The sequence below is a fragment of the Kribbella sp. CA-247076 genome (assembly GCF_050942445.1).
In the GTDB taxonomy this organism is placed as follows: domain Bacteria; phylum Actinomycetota; class Actinomycetes; order Propionibacteriales; family Kribbellaceae; genus Kribbella.
Genome location: NZ_CP192051.1, coordinates 5,884,676 through 5,903,026 on the forward strand (window position 1 = coordinate 5,884,676; position 18,351 = coordinate 5,903,026).

The window sequence follows — 18,351 nt, forward strand, 5'->3', positions numbered from 1 at the left end:
CCTAGGTCGCCGCTGCCGCGCTCCGGCGGGCGCGGTACGACGCGACCCGGGTCCGGCTCGCGCAGGTCGGCGTACAGAACCGTCGTGGGCGGCGCTCGGCCGGGTTCGCGAAGACGCGCTCGCAGTCCGCGGCCGCGCACGACCCGAGGGCGCCGAATCCGTGGCCGGCCGCGAACCCGGCCAGCCCGAGCGCCGTGGTCGCCGCCATCCACCGGCTCCAGGTCGCGTCCGGCTCGGCGACGTGCAGATGCCACGGCGACCCGTCGTGATCGGACAGGTACGGGCGTACGGCGTACTCCGCGAGCAACTCGTTCAGAAGGCGGGCCGCCTCGGCGGGCTCGCGGTGGAAGACCGGCCGGATCCGCTCCCGGACCGCACGCACCTCGGCCAGATCATCCTCGGCGAGCTCGATCGGCTCGGACTCACCGTGCTCGAGCAGGAAGGCGCGGAGGTCGTCGGTTGTCGACAGCTTCTCGGGCTCGAGGGTCCGCGTGTTCACGAGGTCGACGGCCAGCCGCACGAGCCGGTCCGGCGTCTGAATATCCACTGGACTCCTTCCGTAACGCCTTTGCTAGCGTAACGCGTAACATCCAGGTCAGCGTTACCGGAGGTGGGCGTGTCCAGCTACTACCTGTCGGCGACGCTCGCCCGGTTCGCCGACGAGATGGTCGCGTTCACGCTCGTCCTCCTCGTGCTGGAGCGCACCGACAGTCCTGCCCTCGCCGGTATCACGGGCGCTGCCTACGCGCTGCCGGCCGTGGTCACCGGTCCGTTGCTCGGCGCTTGGCTCGACAGAACGCCGTACCGCCGGGCGGCGCTCGCACTGAACCAAGCGGTGCTGGCTCTCGTCATGCTCACCTTGCTGGCCGTTGTCGGCCACAGCGCGCACTGGGTCACGCCTGCGCTTGCAGCTGTGGCCGGAGCGACACTGCCGATGGTCAGTGGTGGCTTCACCAGCATGCTCCCCACTCTCGTGTCCGCCGACCGGCTGGCCCGGGCGAACTCCTTCGAGGCCGCCAGCTTCGGCGCTGCCACCATCGCCGGTCCGGCGACCGCGGCGACGCTTGCCTCGGTCGTCTCGGTCGAAGCCGCCGCACTGGTCATCGTGGTCGCCGCAGCGCTGAGCATCGTCGCCATCACTCGCCTACCGGCGCTCCCACCGGCGCTGACGCACCACGAGCCCTTCATGGCGTCTGTCGTCGGCGGTCTGGCTCATCTGATCCGCACACCTCGGCTACGCGCCTCCACCGTCACGACCACGTTGCTCCTGGGCGCGTTCGGCGTACTGCTGATCGCACTGCCACTGCACATGGCCGCGGTGGACATGCCCCGGTCCACGGCCGGCTATCTCTGGACTGCGCTGGAAATCGGCAGTGTCGTCACCGCACTGCTACTCGGGCGTCTGCAGACTCGCTGGCGCCCCGAGTACGTCGTCATCGTGGCGGCAGCCGCCTCCGGCCTGGTCATGGCGTCCTGGCCGCTGGCCACGAGCTTCGTCGTACTCCTGCTGCTCGCCGTCGTCACCGGACTGGTCGAGGGGCCGATGCTGCCGGCGATGTTCGCCGCGCGGCAGCAGTACAGTCCAGAGGCTCGGCAGGGACGGGTGAGCACGACAGCCGCCAGCCTGCGCGTAGGCGCCTCAGCTCTCGGTCAGGTCACCGCCGGGCTCCTGGTCCCAATCATCGGCACCCACAACGCCCTGCTCGCCGTCGCCGGGACCGTGGTCGTCGCTGCCGGGCTGGGCCGGCTGGCGGCGGTGGACCGCCGGCCGGTTGTTGCGGTCAGTCGAGGATGACGGATCGGCTGAGGCTGCGCGGCTGGTCCGGGTTGAGCCCGAGCGCCAGCGACTTGGCGACAGCGACCCGTTGGGCGACCACCAGGGACGCCATCGGGTCGAGGTCGCCGTGGTGGACGATCGTGGCGCCGGTGGCGGTGACGTCGTCGAGCAGGCCGGCCGGCGGCTCACCGAACACCCAGACGCCGCGACCGGGCTGGGCGATCGCGATCGGGCCGTGCCGGTAGTCCATCGCCGGGTACGCCTCGGTCCACGCCGACGCGGCCTCCCGCTGCTTCAGGGCCGCCTCGTGCGCCAGGCCGACGGTCCACCGCGTGCCGACGTACGTGACCTGCTCCAGCTTCGCCAGCTCGTCCACGTCCACGGTGAGCGCGGTCTCCGCGTCCGCCGCCGCCTGCCGCAGGTCCTCCCCCAGCGACGCGCGCAGCAGCGCCAGAGTGGTCGTCGCGAACCGGGTCTGGACGACGGACTGCTCGTCGGCGAAGTCCAGCAGGATGGTCCGGTCCGCCAACTCGACGATCGGGGACCCGGCGGTCGCGGTGATCGCGACGGTCGGCAGGTCGGTCGACCGGATGAGGTCGAGTACTTCGGTCGTCGTCCCGGACCGGCTGATCACGACCACCGCGTCGTACGAGCGGCCGGGCGGGAACTCCGAGCCCGCGAACGCGTCCGTCTCGCCCTGACCGCGGTCCTCGCGCAGCGCGGCGTACGCCATCGCCATGAACCACGACGTGCCGCAGCCCACCGCCGCGACCCGTTGACCCGCTGTCGGCGATGCGCCACCGTACTGCGCGAAACCGTCCGAGACCTGCCGCCACAGCTCGGGCTGAGTGGCGATCTCAGTGCTCACAAACGGCGTTCCGGTCATGTTGTCTCCGCACTTGTCGTGGTCGAAACTGCTCGAACGTGATCGAATGGTGCCAACCAGCCGCCATCCGGCTGACCGATTGTGTGAAGGAGGAGCCCCGGGTGAAGCGTTATGAACGCCTGAACACCTTGCTCGAGTCGCTCGCCGAGAAGGGCGCCATCGACGTCGACGAGCTCGCCGAGCAGTTGCACGTGTCCGCGGCGACGATCCGGCGCGACCTGGACCACCTGGGCAAGCAGCAGCTCCTCACCCGGACCCGCGGCGGCGCGGTCGCCAACGCCGTCTCCTACGACCTCCCGCTGCGCTACAAGACTGCGCGTTTCGCGTCGGAGAAGCAGCGGATCGCGCAGGCCGCGGCCACGCTGGTCCGCCGCGGCATGGTGATCGGCATGAACGGCGGCACCACAATCTCCGAGGTCGCGCGCACCTTGGCGACCCGGCCGGAGCTGTCCGCCGAGCACGGTGAGCCCGCGTTCACCCTCGTCACCAACGCGCTGAACATCGCGAACGAGCTGATCGTCCGGCCGCACGTGAAGATGGTGCTCACCGGCGGCGTCGCCCGGCCGCAGTCGTACGAGATGATCGGCCCGCTGTCGCACCGGATCCTGTCCGACCTGTCGCTCGACATCGCGTTCATCGGCGTCGACGGGATCGACGAGACCGGCGCCACCGCCCACCACGAGGGTGAGGCGAACATCAACCAGCTGATCGTCAGCCGGGCCGCGAAGGTGGTCGTGGTCGCCGACTCCTCCAAGCTCGGCCAGCGCGCGTTCGCCCGGATCTGCGAGCTGAGCGAGATCGACACGCTCGTCACCGACGCGCAGGCCGACGAGGCCCAGCTGGCCGTGTTCAAGGAAGCCGGCATCGACGTCATCCGCTCCTGACCTGGCGGTCGGACACCGCAGCACGCCGTACCTCCTCTCCGGGGACGAGTCTTGCCTGTTGAGGACGATCATATCTGACTTAACGCCGCGCGTTATGAGCAAGAGTGCGCAGTCTCCGCGCGGGAGACACGGAAATCGGACCGCGTGACGCTAGGCTTCGGGTCAGGATGAGTAGCGCAGCGCCAGAACAGTGGGCAGGAAGCACAGCAGAGCTCCGGGAGGGCATCATCGCCAGCGGTATCGACCCGACGTCCTGGGCGTACGCCGAGGACTACACCGGTGAGGACGAGGTCGTCACCGGTGCGCGGGCGAGCGCGGCGGACAGCGGCATCGCCGCGATCGGGCCGGGCGCGGCCGCGGCGCTGAGCCTGCTCGCCGCCAGCGTGAACGCGAAGGCGGTCGTCGAGATCGGCACCGGCACCGGCGTCTCCGGGCTGGCGCTGCTGCGCGGGATGCGCACCGACGGCACCCTCACCACGGTCGACATCGACGCGGAGAACCAGCGGCTGGCCCGCAAGACCTTCCTGGACGCCGGCATCCCGTCGAACCGGTTCCGCCTGATCGCCGGCGCCGGCCTCGACGTGGTCACCCGGCTGACCGACGGTCACTACGACCTGGTCTTCTGCGACGCCGACCGGCGCGAGAACACGGCGTACCTGCACGAAGCCCTCCGGCTGCTCCGCCCCGGCGGCGTGGTCGCGTTCGCCGGCCTCCTCACCGGTGGTCGGGTCGCCGACCCGGCCCACCGCGACCCCGACACCAACGCGCTGCGCGACCTCATCCGCGCCGTCCGCGACGACGACGACCTCGTCTCCGCCCTCCTCCCCACCTCCGAAGGCCTCCTCACCGCCGCCAAACGCCTCACCTGAGGCGCGCGCCCACGCCGGCGACCGTCAGAAAACGCGCTAAAGAAACCGACAAACATACTAAGATGAGCAGTGATTAGTATGTTTGTCGGTTCTTTGGAGGATGCGCAACCGCAGCGAGCAAGAACTCGCCGGCTACCGCAAGGCGCTCGACTACCTCTTCCAGGACGACTGGCACCCGCTGAACCTCGGTCTGCTGTTGCATCTTCACCGCCTGCTCTGGTCGGAGACCGCGTACCCGGGTGGGCAGCTGAAGACCGACGACAACCTGGTCGTCGACCGCTCCCCTGACGGGACCACCACCGTCCGCTTCATCCCGGTCCCGGCGTCGAAGACCGAGGCGTACCTGAGCGACCTCATCGACCGCTACCTGGCTGCCCAGCGCGAGGGCAGGCACCACCCGGTGCTCCTGGTCGGGCTGATGGTGCTCGATCTCCTGGTCATCCATCCCTTCGCGGACGGCAACGGGCGGATCGCCCGGGCCCTGACCAACGCCCTGCTGTGCGACGCCGGATACGAAGTCTGTCGCTGGGTCTCGCTCGAGCAGCTCATCGCGGACTCCGCGGACTTGTACTACGACGCGCTGCTGCGATCGACCCACGACTGGCACGAGGAAGCGTCCGATCCCTGGCCGTGGTTGTCGTACTTCGTCTCCACCCTCGCGGACGCCTACCAGACGTTCGCCCGGCGGGCAGCATCGGATCGTTCAGCCGGGACGAAACAGGAGCGCGTCAGAGAGCACGTCCTCCGGCACGCGGCGCCGGTGTTCCGGCTCGCGGACGTCCGGTCAGCGTTACCGGGAGTGAGCGACCAGACGATCCGGCTGGTCCTCGAACAACTCAAGTCCGAGGGAAAGGTCAACCCGGAAGGCGCGGGCCGAGCAGCCGTCTGGCGCCGCGTCCCCGACCTGTTCTGACACTTCGTGTGGCCGGGCTAGTGGCCGGTTAGGCGGGTTAGTTCGGCGGTGACGTCGTGCCAGGCTTCGGTTTGGGGGTCGATGAGTTCGTAGTGGCCGGCGCCTTCGACGCGGGTGAAGTGGGCGGTGGGGTGGGCGGCGAAGTAGGACTCGGTGACGGTGATCGGGACCCGGAGATCGGCGGTGCCGTGGATCAGGCTGACCGGGGCGATCGAGGCGGGCAGATGCACGGGATCCAGGTCGTTGCGCACGCCGCCGCCGATGAAGTCCTGTACGGCGCCGTCGTCCAGCCCCAGGCGGTCGGCCATCAGCAGGTCGGCGACCGGGGCCAGCGCGATCACTCCGCGGAGCCGGACCGGGTTGAGCGTCGCGGCCGCCCACAACGCCAGTTGACCGCCAGCGGAGTGGCCGATCAGCACATAACCCGCGTGGACGTCGACCAGGTCCGGCAGGCGGTCGAGCGCCGTACGGACGTCCGTCGTACTGGCGTCGGGGTCGCCGGACTCGCGGCGGTACTCCAGGGAGAGCACCGGCCAGCCGAGGTCGGCGAGCGCTTCACCGAGCGGCCGTGCGTGCTTCCGGTCGTACTCCGGCCGCCAGAAGCCACCGTGGACGAAGACGACCAGCGGGCGGTACTCCTTCGCGTGCCAGTAGTCGATCACGTGGTCCGCGTGCTCGCCGTACCGCAGCTCCTCGTCCGGCTCGCGCGCGTCGCGCGAGAGAACCGATCGGTCTTCGCTCATCCAGCCCTCCCGAGATAACTCAGGGCGTTGGTGACCAGCAGCTTGTGCTGCTGCTCCGCGGTCAGGAAGCCGGCCTTCCGTACCACCTCCCCGACCGGCCGCTCACCCAGTGGATAGGGATAGTCACTGCCGACCAGAACGCGGTCTTCCCCCACGGTATCGACAAGAAGCCGCAATGGCGCTGATTCGAACACCACTGTGTCGACGTAGAACCTGTCCAGGTAGTACGACGGTGGATGCTGCGAGCAACCACGGACGAGGTCGCCGCGCCGATGCCAGGCGTTCTCGACCCGGCCCAGCCAGAACGCGAAACTCCCGCCGCCGTGGGCGAAACAGATCCGCAGCGACCGCGGCAGCGAGTCGAACGCACCGCCCAGGATCATCGCCAGCAGCGACAGGTGGGTCTCGGCCGGCATGCCGGTCAGCCAGCGCGCCATCCAGCGGTCGAGCCGCGGCCCGCCCGGCATGTCCCAGGGATGCACCAGGACGGGCGTCCCGGTCTCGGCGCAGTGGTTGAGGAAGGCAACGATTCCGGCGTCGTCGAGGTCCTTGTCGCCGACGTGGTTGCCGATCTCCACGCCCGCGTGCCCGGCCTCCCGGCACCGGTCCAGCTCGGCGCATGCCGCGTCCGGGTCCTGCAACGGCACCTGGCAGAACGGCACGAACCGGTCGTCCCCGGCGAGCGTCTCCAGGGTGAGGTCGTTGAAGATCCGGGCGACCTTCACCGCCTGGTCCGCCGGCCGGTCGTAGGCGAAGAACACCGGCGTCGGCGACACTACCTGGACCTCGACGCCGTCGGCATCCATATCGGTACGGCGGACCGCCGGATCCCACGTCTGCGGGCCGATCGGGCGGAACTCCTCGGCGCCGACCATGATCATCGCGGACCGCTCGGAGTCGACCCGCAACCACGGCCAGCCGTCCCCGCCGCACGCTACCGACAGATCCGGCCAGCCCTTCGGCACCAGGTGAGTGTGAACGTCAACCGCCATGCCTAGCCTTTACCGCGGTGCAGTTCCCCGCACTTCGGGCAGGTGCGCGCTTCCTCGCTCTCGTAGAACGCGTTGAACACCGGCGGGAGGTCGGCGACGATGTCGTTCACCTGCAGCTCGACCTCGTGCACGATCTCGTGGCAGTTCTCGCAGTACCAGCGGAACTTCTCCAGCGTGCCCTGCTCCCGGACCCGCTCGATCACCAGGCCGATCGAGTCCGGACCGCGCTGCGGTGAGTGCGGCATGTTCCGGGGCAGCACCCACATCTCGCCGGCGTTCACCTCGACGCTGGCCGGCCCGTCCTCGGTGACCACGTTGACCACCAGCTGACCCTTGATCTGGTAGAAGAACTCCTCGTACGGGTCGACGTGGAAGTCGGTGCGCTGGTTCGGCCCGCCGACCACCATCGTGATGAAGTCGTCCCCGGTCGGGAACATCTGCTTGTTGCCGACCGGCGGCTTCAGCAGGTGCTTGTTCTCCTCGATCCACTGCGGAAAGTTCGTCGACTCAAGGTTGACCATGACCTACTCCTCCTTCAGCGGGATCGCCGCCACGGCAGATATCTCGATCAGCAGCTGGGGATGCGGCAGCTGATGTACTGCGACGGTCGTCCGGGCCGGCCCGGACTCGTCGAAGAATTCGGCGTACACCTCGTTATAGCCCCCGAAGTCGTTCATCGACACCAGGTACGTCGTCACGCTGACGAGATCCTCGAGTCCGGCACCCACCGCGCCCAGGATGTCGCGGAGGTTCTCCAGCACCGCCCGCGTCTGCTCCCGGATGTCCAGCGAGACCGTGCCCATCGAGTCGACCGAGGCGCCGGCGATCGAGTTGTCCGGCCGCCGGCTCGACGTACCGGACACGAAGGCGAACCCGCCACTGACCTTCACGTGCGGGAACCGACCCCGCGGCACCGCCTTGCCCGGGACGACGGTCATGTGAGCTCCACGCAGACGTTGGTGGTTTCGGAGTAGAAGTCCAGCGAGTGCCGGCCACCTTCGCGGCCGACGCCGGAGAGCTTCATGCCGCCGAAGGGCGTGCGGAGGTCGCGGAGGAACCAGGTGTTGACCCAGACCAGACCGACGTCCAGCGCTCCGCCGGCCCGGTGCGCGCGGCCGACGTCCCGCGTCCACACGGTCGCCGCGAGCCCGTAGTCGGAGCCGTTAGCCAACCCATACGCCTCGTCCTCGGTGTCGAACGGCGCGACGTGGCAGATCGGCCCGAAGATCTCCTCGGTGTTCGTCCGGGCGCCGGCGGGCAGTCCGGTGACCACGGTCGGTTGCACATAGCAACCACCGTCGCGGGTGTCGCCGAACGACGGCACGCCGCCGCCCGCGAGCACGTCAGCGCCTTCGGCCCTGGCCAGGTCGTAGTACGAGAGCACCTTGTCGCGGTGCTGCTTGGAGATCAGCGGCATGTTCATCGTCGCCTCGTCCGACGGCCAGCCGTAGGTCAGCTCGGACGCGCGCCGCGCCAGCAACGTGCAGAACTCGTCGTACACCGGCCGCTCGACGTACAGCCGCTCCGTGCACAGGCACACCTGCCCACCGTTGGTGAAGACCGACCGGACCGATCCCTCGACCGCCGCGTCCAGGTCGGCGTCGGCGAAGATCAGCCCCGCGTTCTTCCCGCCGAGCTCGAACGACACCGACTTCACCCGGTCCGCGGCGACCTTCGCGATCGCCGTACCGGTCGCGGACTCGCCGGTGAACGTGATCGCGTCCACACCCGGGTGCTTCGTCAGGTGCTCCCCCGCCGACGCCGGGCCGAACCCGTGCACCAGGTTGAACACCCCGGCCGGTACGCCGGCCTCGGCCATCACCTCGGCGAGGACGGTCGCCGACGCGGGCGTCTCCTCGGACGGCTTGACCACGACCGCGTTGCCGCAGGCAAGCGCCGGCGCCACCTTCCAGGTGAGCAGCAGCAGCGGCAGGTTCCAGGGCACGATGATCGCGACCACGCCGATCGGCTTGCGGACGGCGTAGTTCAGCGCCCGCCGCCCGTCCGGCAGCACGGTCGTGTACGACTCGGTCGGCACGGTGGTGGCGAAGTCCGCGAACGCCCGGAAGTTGGCCGCACCGCGCGGGATGTCGAGGGTCCGCGCCTGGCTGATCGACTTCCCGGTGTCGCCCACCTCGGCCGCGACCAGGTCCTCGAACCGGCGCTCGAGTCCGTCGGCGACCCGGCGCAGGACGACGGCCCGCTCCTGCTCGCTCATCCGCCCCCACGGACCCCGCAGCGCCGCGCGGGCGGCCTGGACGGCCGCGTCCACGGTGTCCGCCGACGCCTCGCAGACGTCGAAGATCTGCTCCCCCGTGACCGGGCTCAGCTTCGCGAACGTCGACCCGCTCTCGACGAACTCACCGTCGACGAAGTTCCGCAGCATCCCGACCGACGTAGGCTGCCCGGTCAGCAGCTCGGGTGTCCACAGGCTCATCGCCGCCTCCTGCGTGCCAGCCCCGTCACCACGAGTCCGAGGCCGGCGGCGACCGCGCCGACGACCTGATGCTGACGCCGTACCCGGCGCTGGACCTCGGCGTACGGCGTCGTCGAGAACGACACCAACTCGTAGCGGGACACGTACCGCCCCGGCAGGGCGCGTTCCAGCGCGTGCTCGATCCGCTTGGTCAGCCGGAACACCGGGGAGGCCACCTTGTCGCGCATCTCGACGAAGTTCGCCAGCGCCATCTCCGCGATCGCCTCGGTGTTCTCCCGCCGGCGCGCCTCGAACAGCGGCAGCGCCCGCGGCCAGGAGCCGCCGGTGTCGTCGAGGCAGCGGTCCAGCTCGACCACGTCCTCGAAGGCACAGTTCGCGCCCTGCCCGTAGAACGGCACGATCGCGTGCGCCGCGTCGCCGAGCAGGGCCGTCCGCCCGTGTGCCTGCCACGGCAGGGTGTGCACGGTGCCGAGGACACCGACCGGGTTGTTCAGGTAGTCGTCCACGAGATCCGGTGCCAGCGGCAACAGATCCGGGTAGTGCTGCCGGAAGTGTGCCTCGATCCCCGCGGCGTCGGTGAGCGCGTCGAAGGAACCGGACGGCCAGAAGAGCGTGCAGGTGAACGAGCGGTCCGGGTTCGGCAGGGCGATCATCATCGACGTGCCGCGCGGCCAGATGTGCAACGCGCCCGGGTCGAGCGCGAACTCGCCGACGGCGGCCGGGATCGAGAGCTCCTTGTACCCGTAGTCGAGGAAGTCGACGTCCTCGGCGACGACGCCCTCGGCCAGCAGTTGCTCACGGACCGCCGAACCGGCTCCGTCGGCACCGAGGACGACGTCGGCCTGCGCCGACACCTTCCCGGACGGGGTCGCGAACACCATCCGCCCGGCCTGCGAGTCCAGCTCCACCAGCCGGTGCTCGAACTCCACGCTCACCCCGGGCGCCGCCGACGCCGCGGTCAGCAGGGCGTTGTTCAGCGCACCCCGGCTGATCGAGTTGATCGCCCGGTCGCCGGCGGCGGAGTACTGCTGGAAGTCGAGCGGCCCGTCCACCGGGTGGATCATCCGCCCCTTCATCGGCAGCGCGTCCGCCATCACCTGGTGGACCAGGTCGATCCGCCGCAGCGCGTCCAGCCCGCGTTCGGAGATGGCCAGGTTGATCGACCGGCCACGCTCGGCCTGCCCGGTCCGCGGGTCCGGGCGGCGCTCGTACAGCGTCACCTCGAGACCGCGCCGGGCCAGGAAACACGCCAGCAGGCTCCCGGTCAGCCCGGCTCCCACGATCGCGACGTTCACGTCGGCATCACCTCGGTCAGGGCCGACGCCGCGCGCCAGCAGTCGTGGTACGTCGAGTACAGCGGGACCGGCGCCAGTCGCAGGACGTCGGGCTCGCGGGCGTCCGCGATCACGCCGTACTCGAACCGGAGCCGCTTCGCCAGCTCACCCGCCCGCAGCGAACCACCGATCCGCAGCGATAACTGCGCGCCACGCCGGGCCGGATCGCCCGGCGTGATCACCCGCCCGACCGTCACCCTGGCCAGCAGCTTCTCCAGGTACGCCGTCAGCCGCAGACTGCGTGCACGCAAGGCGTCCATGCCGATCCGGTCGAAGATCTCCAGCGATGTCCGGACCGGGCTCATCGAGAAGATCGGCGGATTCGACACCTGCCAGGCGTCCGCGGTCGCGGGCGGCCGCGACTCCGGCGCCATCTCGAACCGGGTCGCCGCCTCGGTGCTCCACCAGCCCTCGAACCGCGGCAGGTCCCCGCCCAGGTGCCGCTCGTGCACGAACGCGCCGGCCAGGGCGCCCGGCCCGGAGTTCAGGTACTTGTACGAGCACCAGGCCGCGAAGTCCACGCCCCAGTCGTGCAACGACAGCGGGACGTTGCCGGCCGCGTGCGCGAGGTCCCAGCCGACGACCGCGCCGGCCGCGTGACCGGCCTTCGTGATCGCCGGGATGTCCATCAGCTCGCCCGTCAGGTAGTTCACGCCGCCGAGCAGGACCAGGGCCACATCGCTGCTCAGCTGCTCGACGACGTCCGCCGTCCGCAGGCTGTCCTCGCCGGGGCGGGGTCGGAGGCGGATGACCGCGTCCTCGGCGTCGTACCCGTGGAAGCGGGCCTGCGAGCGGACGGCGTAGCTGTCGGACGGGAATGCGGTGTCCTCGATCACGATCCGGTGCCGCGAGGTCGTCGGGCGGTAGAACGAGACCATCAGCAGGTGCAGGTTGACCGTGAGCGAGTTCATCACCACGGTCTCGGTCGGCAGCGCCCCGACCAGGCGCGCGGCCGCACCGGTCAGCAGCTCGTGGTACGGCAGCCAAGGCCTGGCCGCGTCGAGGTGGCCTTCGACGCCAAGCGAGGCCCACGCGTCCAGGTCCTCGAGCAGCTCGGTCCGGGTCGCCTTCGGGCGCAGGCCGAGCGAGTTCCCGGCGAAGTACGCGACCTCGGGATAGTCGCCACCCTGCGCCGGCGGTACGTCGAACAGCTCCCGGTGCCCGGGGTCCGTGGCATCGAGCTGGAGCGCTTCGGCCTCGGAGCTCACGCCTCGGCGGCCTCCTGCTTCGCCTCGGCGGCCGGGATCACCTGCCCCTTGCCGAGGACGGTCACGCCGCCCTTGGACACGATGAACCCGCGCTCCCGGTCGTGGTCCGGGTCGACGCCGATCTCGACGCCGTCCGGGACGACCACGTTCTTGTCCAGGATGACGTTCTTCAGTACGGCGTTCGCGCCGATCCGGCAGTTGTCCATGATCACCGAGCGCTCGATGGTCGCGCCCCGGTTGACGACCACGTTCGCGCCCAGCACCGAGTGGTCGACGCAGGCGCCGGACACGACCGAGCCCTGACAGACGATCGACTCGCCGACGGTGGCGTTGTCGGTGAACTTCGCGCCCGGCAGCTGCGGGTGCGAGGTGAAGATCGGCCAGTCGGAGTTGTACAGGTTGAACACCGGCTGGATCGACACCAGGTCCATGTGCGCCTCGTGGTACGAGTCCAGCGACCCGACGTCGCGCCAGTACGAGCGGTCGCGTTCGAGCGCGCCGGGGACGTCGTTCTCCTTGAAGTCGTAGACCCCGGCCTTGCCCTCGGCAACCAGCATCGGGACGATGTCGCCGCCCATGTCGTGCCGCGACGCCGGGTTGGCGGCGTCCTTGCGGAGCGCCTCCACCAGGACGTCGGCGCTGAACACGTAGTTGCCCATCGACGCGAACGTCTCGTCCGGCGCGTCCGGCAGTCCCGGCGGGTCGGCCGGCTTCTCCAGGAACTCGTCGATCGTGTGCCCGTCCGCGCCGGTCTTGATCACGCCGAACTCGGTCGCCTCCACCCGCGGCACCCGGATCCCGGCCACGGTCACGCCGTTCCCGCGCTCGAGGTGCGCGGCGACCATCTGGGAGGCGTCCATCCGGTACACGTGGTCGGCGCCGAAGACCACGATGATGTCCGGGCGGTGGTCGTTGATCAGGTTCATCGACTGGTAGATCGCGTCCGCGCTGCCCTGGTACCACTGCGGGCCGAGCCGCTGCTGGGCCGGGACGCAGGTGACGAAGTTGCCGAGCAGCGTCGACATCCGCCAGGTCAGGGTCACGTGCCGGTCCAGCGAGTGGGACTTGTACTGGGTGAGCACGCACAGGTTGCGGTACCCGGCGTTGACCAGGTTCGACAGCACGAAGTCGATCAGGCGATAACTCCCGCCGAACGGCACGGCGGGTTTGGCCCGGTCGGCCGTCAGCGGCATCAGCCGCTTCCCCTCGCCACCCGCCAGCACGATTCCGAGAACTTTGGGCGCCTTTGCCATGTCCGCACCTTAGTCTCCGATCCCCGGTCGCATAAGCGTTTGCGAGTGTCGGGACACTGGGAGGATGCCAGAGCTCGTTGCGCCGACCGTTGCCGTTCACCGTTCGTTCCTCGCCGCGTGGGACGAGCTGGGTCCGGACGACAGTCACTGGATGGGAGTGCGGGCATACGCCGGCGGCGACCGGGAGTGGACCCGGGACCAGGTGGCGGATCCGGCCGGGTTCGCCCGGCTGGTCGAGGCACTCGAGGCCGACGCGCGCCCGGAGTCGGTGATGCCGCCGGACATCGTCCACCAGACCATGCTCTGGTACGTCGACGGCGCCGAGTGGCTCGGCCGGGTCGCGATCCGGCACCGGCTCACCCCGGCCCTGACCGAGCTTGGCGGCCACATCGGGTACGTCGTCCGCCCGTCGGCCCGCGGACAGGGCCACGCGACCCGAATGCTGGCCGAGTCGCTCCCGGTCGCGGCCGGGCTCGGCATCGACCCGGCCCTGGTCACCTGCGACACCGACAACGTCGGCTCGCGCAAGGTGATCGAGGCGGCCGGCGGTGAGCTGGAGGACGAGCGACACGGAAAGCTCCGCTTCTGGGTACCCACCCGCACGTCGTGATGTCCTAGTGTCGGCTGCATGAAGGTCGCCATCCTGACGCGTGAGTTCCCTCCGGACGTGTACGGCGGGGCGGGGGTGCACGTGGACTTCCTGGTCCGCGAGCTGCGCCGGCTGCTCGACGTGGACGTGCACTGCATGGGCGAGCCACGCCAGGGCGCGACCGCGCACTCCGAGGAGGACGACCGTATCCCCGGGGCGAACGCCGCGCTGCGGATCCTCTCCACCGACCTGACCATGACCGCCGCGGTCGGCGAGGCCCAGCTCGTGCACTCGCACACCTGGTACGCCAACATGGCCGGCCACTGGGCCAAACTCCTGTACGACGTACCGCACGTCGTGACCGCGCACTCGCTCGAGCCGCGCCGCCCGTGGAAGGCCGAGCAGCTCGGCGGCGGCTACCGGCTGTCGAGCTGGGCCGAGCGGACGGCGTACGAGGCGGCCGACGCCGTGGTCGCGGTCAGTCGCGGCATGCGGGACGACGTACTCGACTGCTACCCGGCGATCGACCCGGCCAAGGTGCACGTGATCTCGAACGGGATCGACGCCGACTTCTACCGGCCGGACCCGGCGACCACCGTGCTGGAGCGGCTCGGCATCGACCTGAACCGCCCGTACGTCACCTTCGTCGGCCGGATCACCCGGCAGAAGGGTGTCCCGCATCTGCTCCGGGCCGGGCTCCGGCTGGACCCGTCGGTCCAGCTCGTGCTGCTCGCCGGCGCGGCCGACACGGTCGAGCTGAAGGCCGAGACCGACGCCCTGATCGACGACCTCAAGACGGCCCGGGACGGCGTGTTCGTGGTCTCCGAGATGCTGCCGCGCGAGGAGGTCCGGCAGGTGCTGACGCACGCGCTGGCGTTCTGCTGCCCGTCGGTCTACGAGCCGCTCGGCATCGTCAACCTGGAGGCGATGGCCTGTGAGACGGCCGTCGTCGCGAGCGCGGTCGGCGGCATCCCCGAGGTCGTCGACGACGGCGTCACCGGCACGCTCGTCCGGTACGACGAGAACGACGTCGACGCCTTCGAACGCGGCCTCGCCGACGGCATCAACGAGCTGATCGACAACCCCGCCAAGGCCGAAGCCATGGGCAAGGCGGGCCGCGAACGAGCGGTCACCCAGTTCGGCTGGAACGCCGTCGCCGACCGCACGGTCGAGCTTTACAGCAGCCTAGCCTCTCACCCCTGAACGAGCCCGTTCCAGGACCACCGGGGGATCCGCAGGTTGGCCGGTACGTCGTCCGCCGAGGCGTGGTACCTGGACATCGACACGGTCGTCGCCCAGCTGAAGTAGTCGTGCAGCACGGCACGGAGGCGGTCGTCGCCGTCCAGGCCGGTGTCGGTCAGCGCCTGGTCGAAGCACGCGATCGCCCGCCGGTCCATCTCGTCGTGCTGGCCGTTCCCGCTGTGCATGCGGACGACGGACGACTCGTCGCCGTACGCTTCCGTGTACGCCGTCGGCCCGCCCAAGGCCTCACCCCAGTACGCCGCCAGCCGCTCGGTGTGGTCCGGGTGGAACCCGTGGCTGAACGCGTGGCTCACCACCTCGTCCGCCAGCACGCGCACGTGCCAGGCGTGCGCCAGCCGCCGCATGCCCTCGGCCCCACCCGCGGCCTCGAACACGCTCGTCATCAGCCGATCCCAGCGGTCGGGGTCGGGGACGTCAGCCAGGTGGTGAGCAGGCGGGCGCCGGCGCCGGTGGCGCCGGTGGTGTACTCGAAGCGGTCCGCCGGGGACTCGGCGATGGACGAGAGGTCGAGGTGGGCCCAGGGGACGTCGCCGGCGAACGGCTTCAGGAAGAGCGCCGCGGTGATCGAGCCGGGCCCCTTGGAGCTGTTGACGGAGTCGGCGATCGGCGTCGCGATCAGCTCCTGGTACTCCGCCGGCAGCGGCATCCGCCACAGCTTCTCCCCCGACACCCGGCCGGCGTCGGCGAGATTGTCGGCGAGGGCGTCGTCGGTGGCGAACAGGCCGCCGTACAGCATCGAGCCGAGCGACACCTTGATCGCGCCGGTGAGCGTGGCGATGTCCACGACGACGTCGGGCTCGAGCTCCTTGACGGCGTAGGCGAGCCCGTCGGCGAGCACGAGCCGGCCTTCGGCGTCGGTGTTCTTGACCTCGGTGGTGCGGCCGCCGTAGTGCCGGATCACGTCGTCCGGCCGGTACGCCGTCCCGGACGGCATGTTCTCCGCCGCGCAGACCAGCCCGGTGACCCGGACCTGCGCGCCGAGCTCACGCAGCGCGGACAGCGTCGCGATCACCGAGCCGCCGCCGGTCATGTCGCGCTTCATCGAGACCATGCTCTCGCGCGGCTTCAGCGACAGGCCGCCGGTGTCGTAGGTGATGCCCTTGCCGACCAGGACGACGTACGGCGTGTCGTCGGTCGCGCCGGACGGGACGTAGTCGAGCCGGATGAACCGCGGCGGCCGGGTCGACCCTTTGCCGACCGCGAGGATGCCGCCGAACCCGTCGGCGGCGAGCTGCTTCTCGTCCCACACCGTGACCTCGAGGCCGGTCTCCGCGGCCAGCTCGGTGGCGCGCGCGGCGAGCCAGGCCGGGTCCTTCTCGTTCGACGGGGTGGTGGCGAACTGCCGCGCCAGCCAGCCGGTCCGCCCGATCACGACCCCGCGGTCGAGCTCGACCTGCCGGTCGTCGTCGGAGCCGTCGGTCACGGTCACCCGGCCGACCACCGGCTTGCCCGGGTCGACCGTCTTCAGGGTGTAGGTGAACGATCCCAGCACGACGCCCTCGGCGAACGCCTGCAGCCCCGCATCATCGATGCCGTCGGCAACAACGGTGGTGAGCTCGTCCTTGCCGCGGCCGAACCGCGCGACCGCCGCCCCGGCGTGTCGCAGGTCCGCGGCGCTGCCGTCGCCGGCACCGACCAGCAGGATCTCGGTCACCTCGCCGCTGAGCAACGGGTACGTCGCGGTCGCGCCGGCGGTCGGGCTGAAGCCGGTCGCCTGCTGGACCTCGAGCAGCCGGCCGAGGTCGACGCCGAGACGTTCGCCCGCGTCCTTCGCCGCGGCCGGCAGGCCGCCCTCACCGACCACGATCACCCAGGTCGGGGCTCCGTGCACCGGCAGGCCGGGCTGCCAGGCCACGGCCGGAAGAGTCGGGAAGGCGAACTTGCTGCTGCGGCGAGCCACGAGAAGGACCTCACTGTGTGATCAAAAGTTGGAGAAAGCGCCCGGGTAACCGTAACGACCCCGGCCGGTGCCGCAAAGAGGCACCCACCGGGGTCGCAAGGATCTGTGGGAGTGCGGGGTGCACTCCCGGAAGAGGATCGCTCAGCCGACGACGGCCTTGAGCGCGTTGCCCAGCTCAGTCGCTTCGTCGGCGTTCAGCTCGACGACGAGCCGACCGCCGCCCTCGAGCGGAACCCGCATCACGATCCCCCGCCCCTCCTTGGTGACCTCGAGCGGACCATCGCCCGTCCGCGGCTTCATCGCCGCCATGCGCGCACCCCTTCCCAGTGTCGGTGTTGAGCGACGACACCGCACTGGGTACCGTCGCCGGCGCCGTGCGGTGATGCGCCGTCGGCGCGTATCGCAGTGTGTATCAGAACCCATTATTCCCGATCACAGGCCAGAGCCGTGCACCATACGGCAGACTCAGGCACGTGCACGCCCGTTCTGCCCTCTTCGACCTGTACGGCGACCACCTGCGCCAGCGTGGTGCGCGGGCCCCGGTCGCGGCCCTCGTCCGCCTGCTCGCGCCGCTCGGCGTGCACCCTCCGGCGGTCCGGACCGCGGTGTCCCGGATGGTCCGCCAGGGCTGGCTGGAGCCGGTCCGGATCGACGGCCAGCCCGGATACGCGCTGACCGCCCGGGCGCGTCGCCGGCTGGACGACGCGGCCGCCCGGATCTACCGGACAGGGCCCGAAGGCAACGGTTCCGGAGCCGACGGCAACGGCTCCGGCGACTGGGACCGACACTGGCACCTGGGCATCCTCCGCGAGGTGCCGAACGCGCGCCGCCGCGAGCAGCTGGCGAGCCAACTCGCCTTCCTGGGGTGGGCTCCGCTGTCCGACGGCGCCTGGGTCGGGCTGCGCAACGACGCCGAGGTCGACCAGATCCTCGGTGTCGAAGGCATCGCCACGGACCGCTTCCGGGCGCCGGTGGACGACGGCGCGATCGAGTTCGCCCGGCGGGTGTGGCGGCTCGACGAACTCGGCGCGTCGTACGACGCCTGGCTGATCGAGGCGAAGGCGCTGGTGGAGACCGCCGGCGACGACACGTCCGACGAGCAGGCGTTCGCCGTCCGGTCGGAGCTGGTGCACGAGTGGCGCAAGTTCCTGTTCCGGGACCCGGGGCTGCCGGCCGAGTTGCTGCCGCACGACTGGGCCGGGACGCGGGCGGCCGCGTTCTTCGATTTCCACGCCGAACGACTGAGCCCCGCGGCCGGGCGTTTCGTCGACGACTGCCTGACCGATCACTGAGTTTCTTCACC

At 70.3% G+C, this 18,351-nt stretch carries 20 protein-coding genes; 7 read left to right on the forward strand and 13 right to left on the reverse strand.

All coding sequences use genetic code 11. The features are described from left to right. Position 1: 1 nt before the first annotated feature. A complete protein-coding gene (locus ACQPYZ_RS27740) occupies positions 2-547 on the reverse strand; it encodes a CGNR zinc finger domain-containing protein (protein WP_433161229.1) in 546 nt (181 codons plus the stop codon). Between the two features lie 69 nt (positions 548-616). Between ACQPYZ_RS27740 and ACQPYZ_RS27745 the strand changes: the two genes are divergently transcribed. Then, a complete protein-coding gene (locus ACQPYZ_RS27745) occupies positions 617-1,795 on the forward strand; it encodes an MFS transporter (protein ID WP_433161231.1) in 1,179 nt (392 codons plus the stop codon). Here ACQPYZ_RS27745 and ACQPYZ_RS27750 read toward each other — a convergent pair. Continuing rightward, on the reverse strand, positions 1,782-2,645 hold the full coding sequence (locus ACQPYZ_RS27750) for an SIS domain-containing protein (protein ID WP_433161233.1): 864 nt from the start codon (positions 2,643-2,645) through the stop codon (positions 1,782-1,784). The two genes, ACQPYZ_RS27745 and ACQPYZ_RS27750, sit on opposite strands and share 14 nt — an antisense overlap. A gap of 119 nt (positions 2,646-2,764) precedes the next feature. Here ACQPYZ_RS27750 and ACQPYZ_RS27755 point away from each other — a divergent pair, with 119 nt between their 5' ends. From ACQPYZ_RS27755 to ACQPYZ_RS27765, 3 genes are all read left to right on the forward strand, one after another. Beyond that, positions 2,765-3,547, forward strand: coding sequence for a DeoR/GlpR family DNA-binding transcription regulator (locus ACQPYZ_RS27755; protein ID WP_433161234.1), 783 nt, complete (start codon positions 2,765-2,767; stop codon positions 3,545-3,547). Between the two features lie 167 nt (positions 3,548-3,714). Beyond that, positions 3,715-4,416 carry an O-methyltransferase gene (locus tag ACQPYZ_RS27760; RefSeq protein ID WP_433161236.1) on the forward strand — a complete coding sequence of 234 codons (702 nt, stop codon included), beginning with the start codon at positions 3,715-3,717 and terminating at the stop codon, positions 4,414-4,416. A 100-nt stretch (positions 4,417-4,516) separates the two neighbouring features. After that, positions 4,517-5,329 (forward strand): Fic family protein, encoded by an 813-nt coding sequence (locus ACQPYZ_RS27765; RefSeq protein ID WP_433161237.1) that lies wholly within the window; start codon positions 4,517-4,519, stop codon positions 5,327-5,329. A gap of 17 nt (positions 5,330-5,346) precedes the next feature. Here ACQPYZ_RS27765 and ACQPYZ_RS27770 read toward each other — a convergent pair whose 3' ends face one another. From ACQPYZ_RS27770 to glgC, 8 genes are read right to left on the reverse strand one after another with little or no spacing between them, the layout of a single operon-like run. Further along, the gene (locus ACQPYZ_RS27770; RefSeq protein WP_433161239.1) at positions 5,347-6,072 is read right to left on the reverse strand and encodes an alpha/beta hydrolase family protein; all 726 of its coding nucleotides are present in this window, start codon (positions 6,070-6,072) and stop codon (positions 5,347-5,349) included. Next, entirely contained in the window at positions 6,069-7,064 is a 996-nt protein-coding gene (locus ACQPYZ_RS27775) for an amidohydrolase family protein (RefSeq protein ID WP_433161240.1), read from the reverse strand. The genes ACQPYZ_RS27770 and ACQPYZ_RS27775 overlap by 4 nt, the downstream gene beginning before the upstream one ends. Before the next feature lie 2 nt (positions 7,065-7,066). After that, complete coding sequence (locus ACQPYZ_RS27780) at positions 7,067-7,585, reverse strand: 3-hydroxyanthranilate 3,4-dioxygenase (RefSeq protein WP_433161242.1); 519 nt, start codon at positions 7,583-7,585, stop codon at positions 7,067-7,069. A gap of 3 nt (positions 7,586-7,588) precedes the next feature. Next, positions 7,589-8,002, reverse strand: coding sequence for a RidA family protein (locus tag ACQPYZ_RS27785; RefSeq protein ID WP_433161244.1), 414 nt, complete (start codon positions 8,000-8,002; stop codon positions 7,589-7,591). Continuing rightward, a complete protein-coding gene (locus ACQPYZ_RS27790; RefSeq protein WP_433161245.1) occupies positions 7,999-9,501 on the reverse strand; it encodes a 2-hydroxymuconic semialdehyde dehydrogenase in 1,503 nt (500 codons plus the stop codon). The genes ACQPYZ_RS27785 and ACQPYZ_RS27790 overlap by 4 nt, the downstream gene beginning before the upstream one ends. Next, a complete protein-coding gene (locus ACQPYZ_RS27795; RefSeq protein WP_433161247.1) occupies positions 9,498-10,796 on the reverse strand; it encodes an FAD-dependent oxidoreductase in 1,299 nt (432 codons plus the stop codon). Before ACQPYZ_RS27795 ends, ACQPYZ_RS27790 begins: the two co-directional genes overlap by 4 nt. Next, positions 10,793-12,043 (reverse strand): kynureninase, encoded by a 1,251-nt coding sequence (gene kynU, locus ACQPYZ_RS27800; RefSeq protein WP_433161248.1) that lies wholly within the window; start codon positions 12,041-12,043, stop codon positions 10,793-10,795. The genes ACQPYZ_RS27795 and kynU overlap by 4 nt, the downstream gene beginning before the upstream one ends. Then, entirely contained in the window at positions 12,040-13,296 is a 1,257-nt protein-coding gene (gene glgC / locus ACQPYZ_RS27805) for a glucose-1-phosphate adenylyltransferase (protein ID WP_433161250.1), read from the reverse strand. The genes kynU and glgC overlap by 4 nt, the downstream gene beginning before the upstream one ends. A gap of 64 nt (positions 13,297-13,360) precedes the next feature. Here glgC and ACQPYZ_RS27810 point away from each other — a divergent pair, with 64 nt between their 5' ends. Together ACQPYZ_RS27810 and glgA are read left to right on the forward strand one after the other, a co-directional pair. Next, positions 13,361-13,906: a GNAT family N-acetyltransferase gene (locus ACQPYZ_RS27810; protein ID WP_433161252.1), complete on the forward strand. Its 546-nt coding sequence runs from the start codon at positions 13,361-13,363 to the stop codon at positions 13,904-13,906. 18 nt (positions 13,907-13,924) lie between these two features. Then, a complete protein-coding gene (glgA, locus tag ACQPYZ_RS27815) occupies positions 13,925-15,088 on the forward strand; it encodes a glycogen synthase (protein ID WP_433161254.1) in 1,164 nt (387 codons plus the stop codon). Here glgA and ACQPYZ_RS27820 read toward each other — a convergent pair. From ACQPYZ_RS27820 to ACQPYZ_RS27830, 3 genes are all read right to left on the reverse strand, one after another. After that, complete coding sequence (locus ACQPYZ_RS27820; protein WP_433161256.1) at positions 15,079-15,531, reverse strand: group II truncated hemoglobin; 453 nt, start codon at positions 15,529-15,531, stop codon at positions 15,079-15,081. The genes glgA and ACQPYZ_RS27820 overlap by 10 nt on opposite strands. Continuing rightward, positions 15,531-17,048 carry a leucyl aminopeptidase family protein gene (locus ACQPYZ_RS27825; protein WP_433161258.1) on the reverse strand — a complete coding sequence of 506 codons (1,518 nt, stop codon included), beginning with the start codon at positions 17,046-17,048 and terminating at the stop codon, positions 15,531-15,533. The genes ACQPYZ_RS27820 and ACQPYZ_RS27825 overlap by 1 nt, the downstream gene beginning before the upstream one ends. Positions 17,049-17,189: 141 nt before the next feature. Next, positions 17,190-17,357, reverse strand: coding sequence for a DUF3117 domain-containing protein (locus ACQPYZ_RS27830; RefSeq protein WP_012923066.1), 168 nt, complete (start codon positions 17,355-17,357; stop codon positions 17,190-17,192). A 164-nt stretch (positions 17,358-17,521) separates the two neighbouring features. Between ACQPYZ_RS27830 and ACQPYZ_RS27835 the strand changes: the two genes are divergently transcribed. Next, entirely contained in the window at positions 17,522-18,340 is an 819-nt protein-coding gene (locus ACQPYZ_RS27835) for a PaaX family transcriptional regulator (RefSeq protein ID WP_433161259.1), read from the forward strand. The last annotated feature ends 11 nt before the right edge of the window (positions 18,341-18,351 follow it).

Coding starts and splice junctions, on each gene's coding strand:
- ACQPYZ_RS27760 (WP_433161236.1), top strand. CDS start 3,715: ATGAGTAGCGCAGCGCCAGAACAGTGGGCAGGAAGCACAGCAGAGCTC.
- ACQPYZ_RS27765 (WP_433161237.1), top strand. CDS start 4,517: ATGCGCAACCGCAGCGAGCAAGAACTCGCCGGCTACCGCAAGGCGCTC.
- ACQPYZ_RS27770 (WP_433161239.1), bottom strand. CDS start 6,072: ATGAGCGAAGACCGATCGGTTCTCTCGCGCGACGCGCGCGAGCCGGAC.
- ACQPYZ_RS27775 (WP_433161240.1), bottom strand. CDS start 7,064: ATGGCGGTTGACGTTCACACTCACCTGGTGCCGAAGGGCTGGCCGGAT.
- ACQPYZ_RS27780 (WP_433161242.1), bottom strand. CDS start 7,585: ATGGTCAACCTTGAGTCGACGAACTTTCCGCAGTGGATCGAGGAGAAC.
- ACQPYZ_RS27785 (WP_433161244.1), bottom strand. CDS start 8,002: ATGACCGTCGTCCCGGGCAAGGCGGTGCCGCGGGGTCGGTTCCCGCAC.
- ACQPYZ_RS27790 (WP_433161245.1), bottom strand. CDS start 9,501: ATGAGCCTGTGGACACCCGAGCTGCTGACCGGGCAGCCTACGTCGGTC.
- glgC (WP_433161250.1), bottom strand. CDS start 13,296: ATGGCAAAGGCGCCCAAAGTTCTCGGAATCGTGCTGGCGGGTGGCGAG.
- ACQPYZ_RS27810 (WP_433161252.1), top strand. CDS start 13,361: ATGCCAGAGCTCGTTGCGCCGACCGTTGCCGTTCACCGTTCGTTCCTC.
- glgA (WP_433161254.1), top strand. CDS start 13,925: ATGAAGGTCGCCATCCTGACGCGTGAGTTCCCTCCGGACGTGTACGGC.
- ACQPYZ_RS27820 (WP_433161256.1), bottom strand. CDS start 15,531: ATGACGAGCGTGTTCGAGGCCGCGGGTGGGGCCGAGGGCATGCGGCGG.
- ACQPYZ_RS27830 (WP_012923066.1), bottom strand. CDS start 17,357: ATGGCGGCGATGAAGCCGCGGACGGGCGATGGTCCGCTCGAGGTCACC.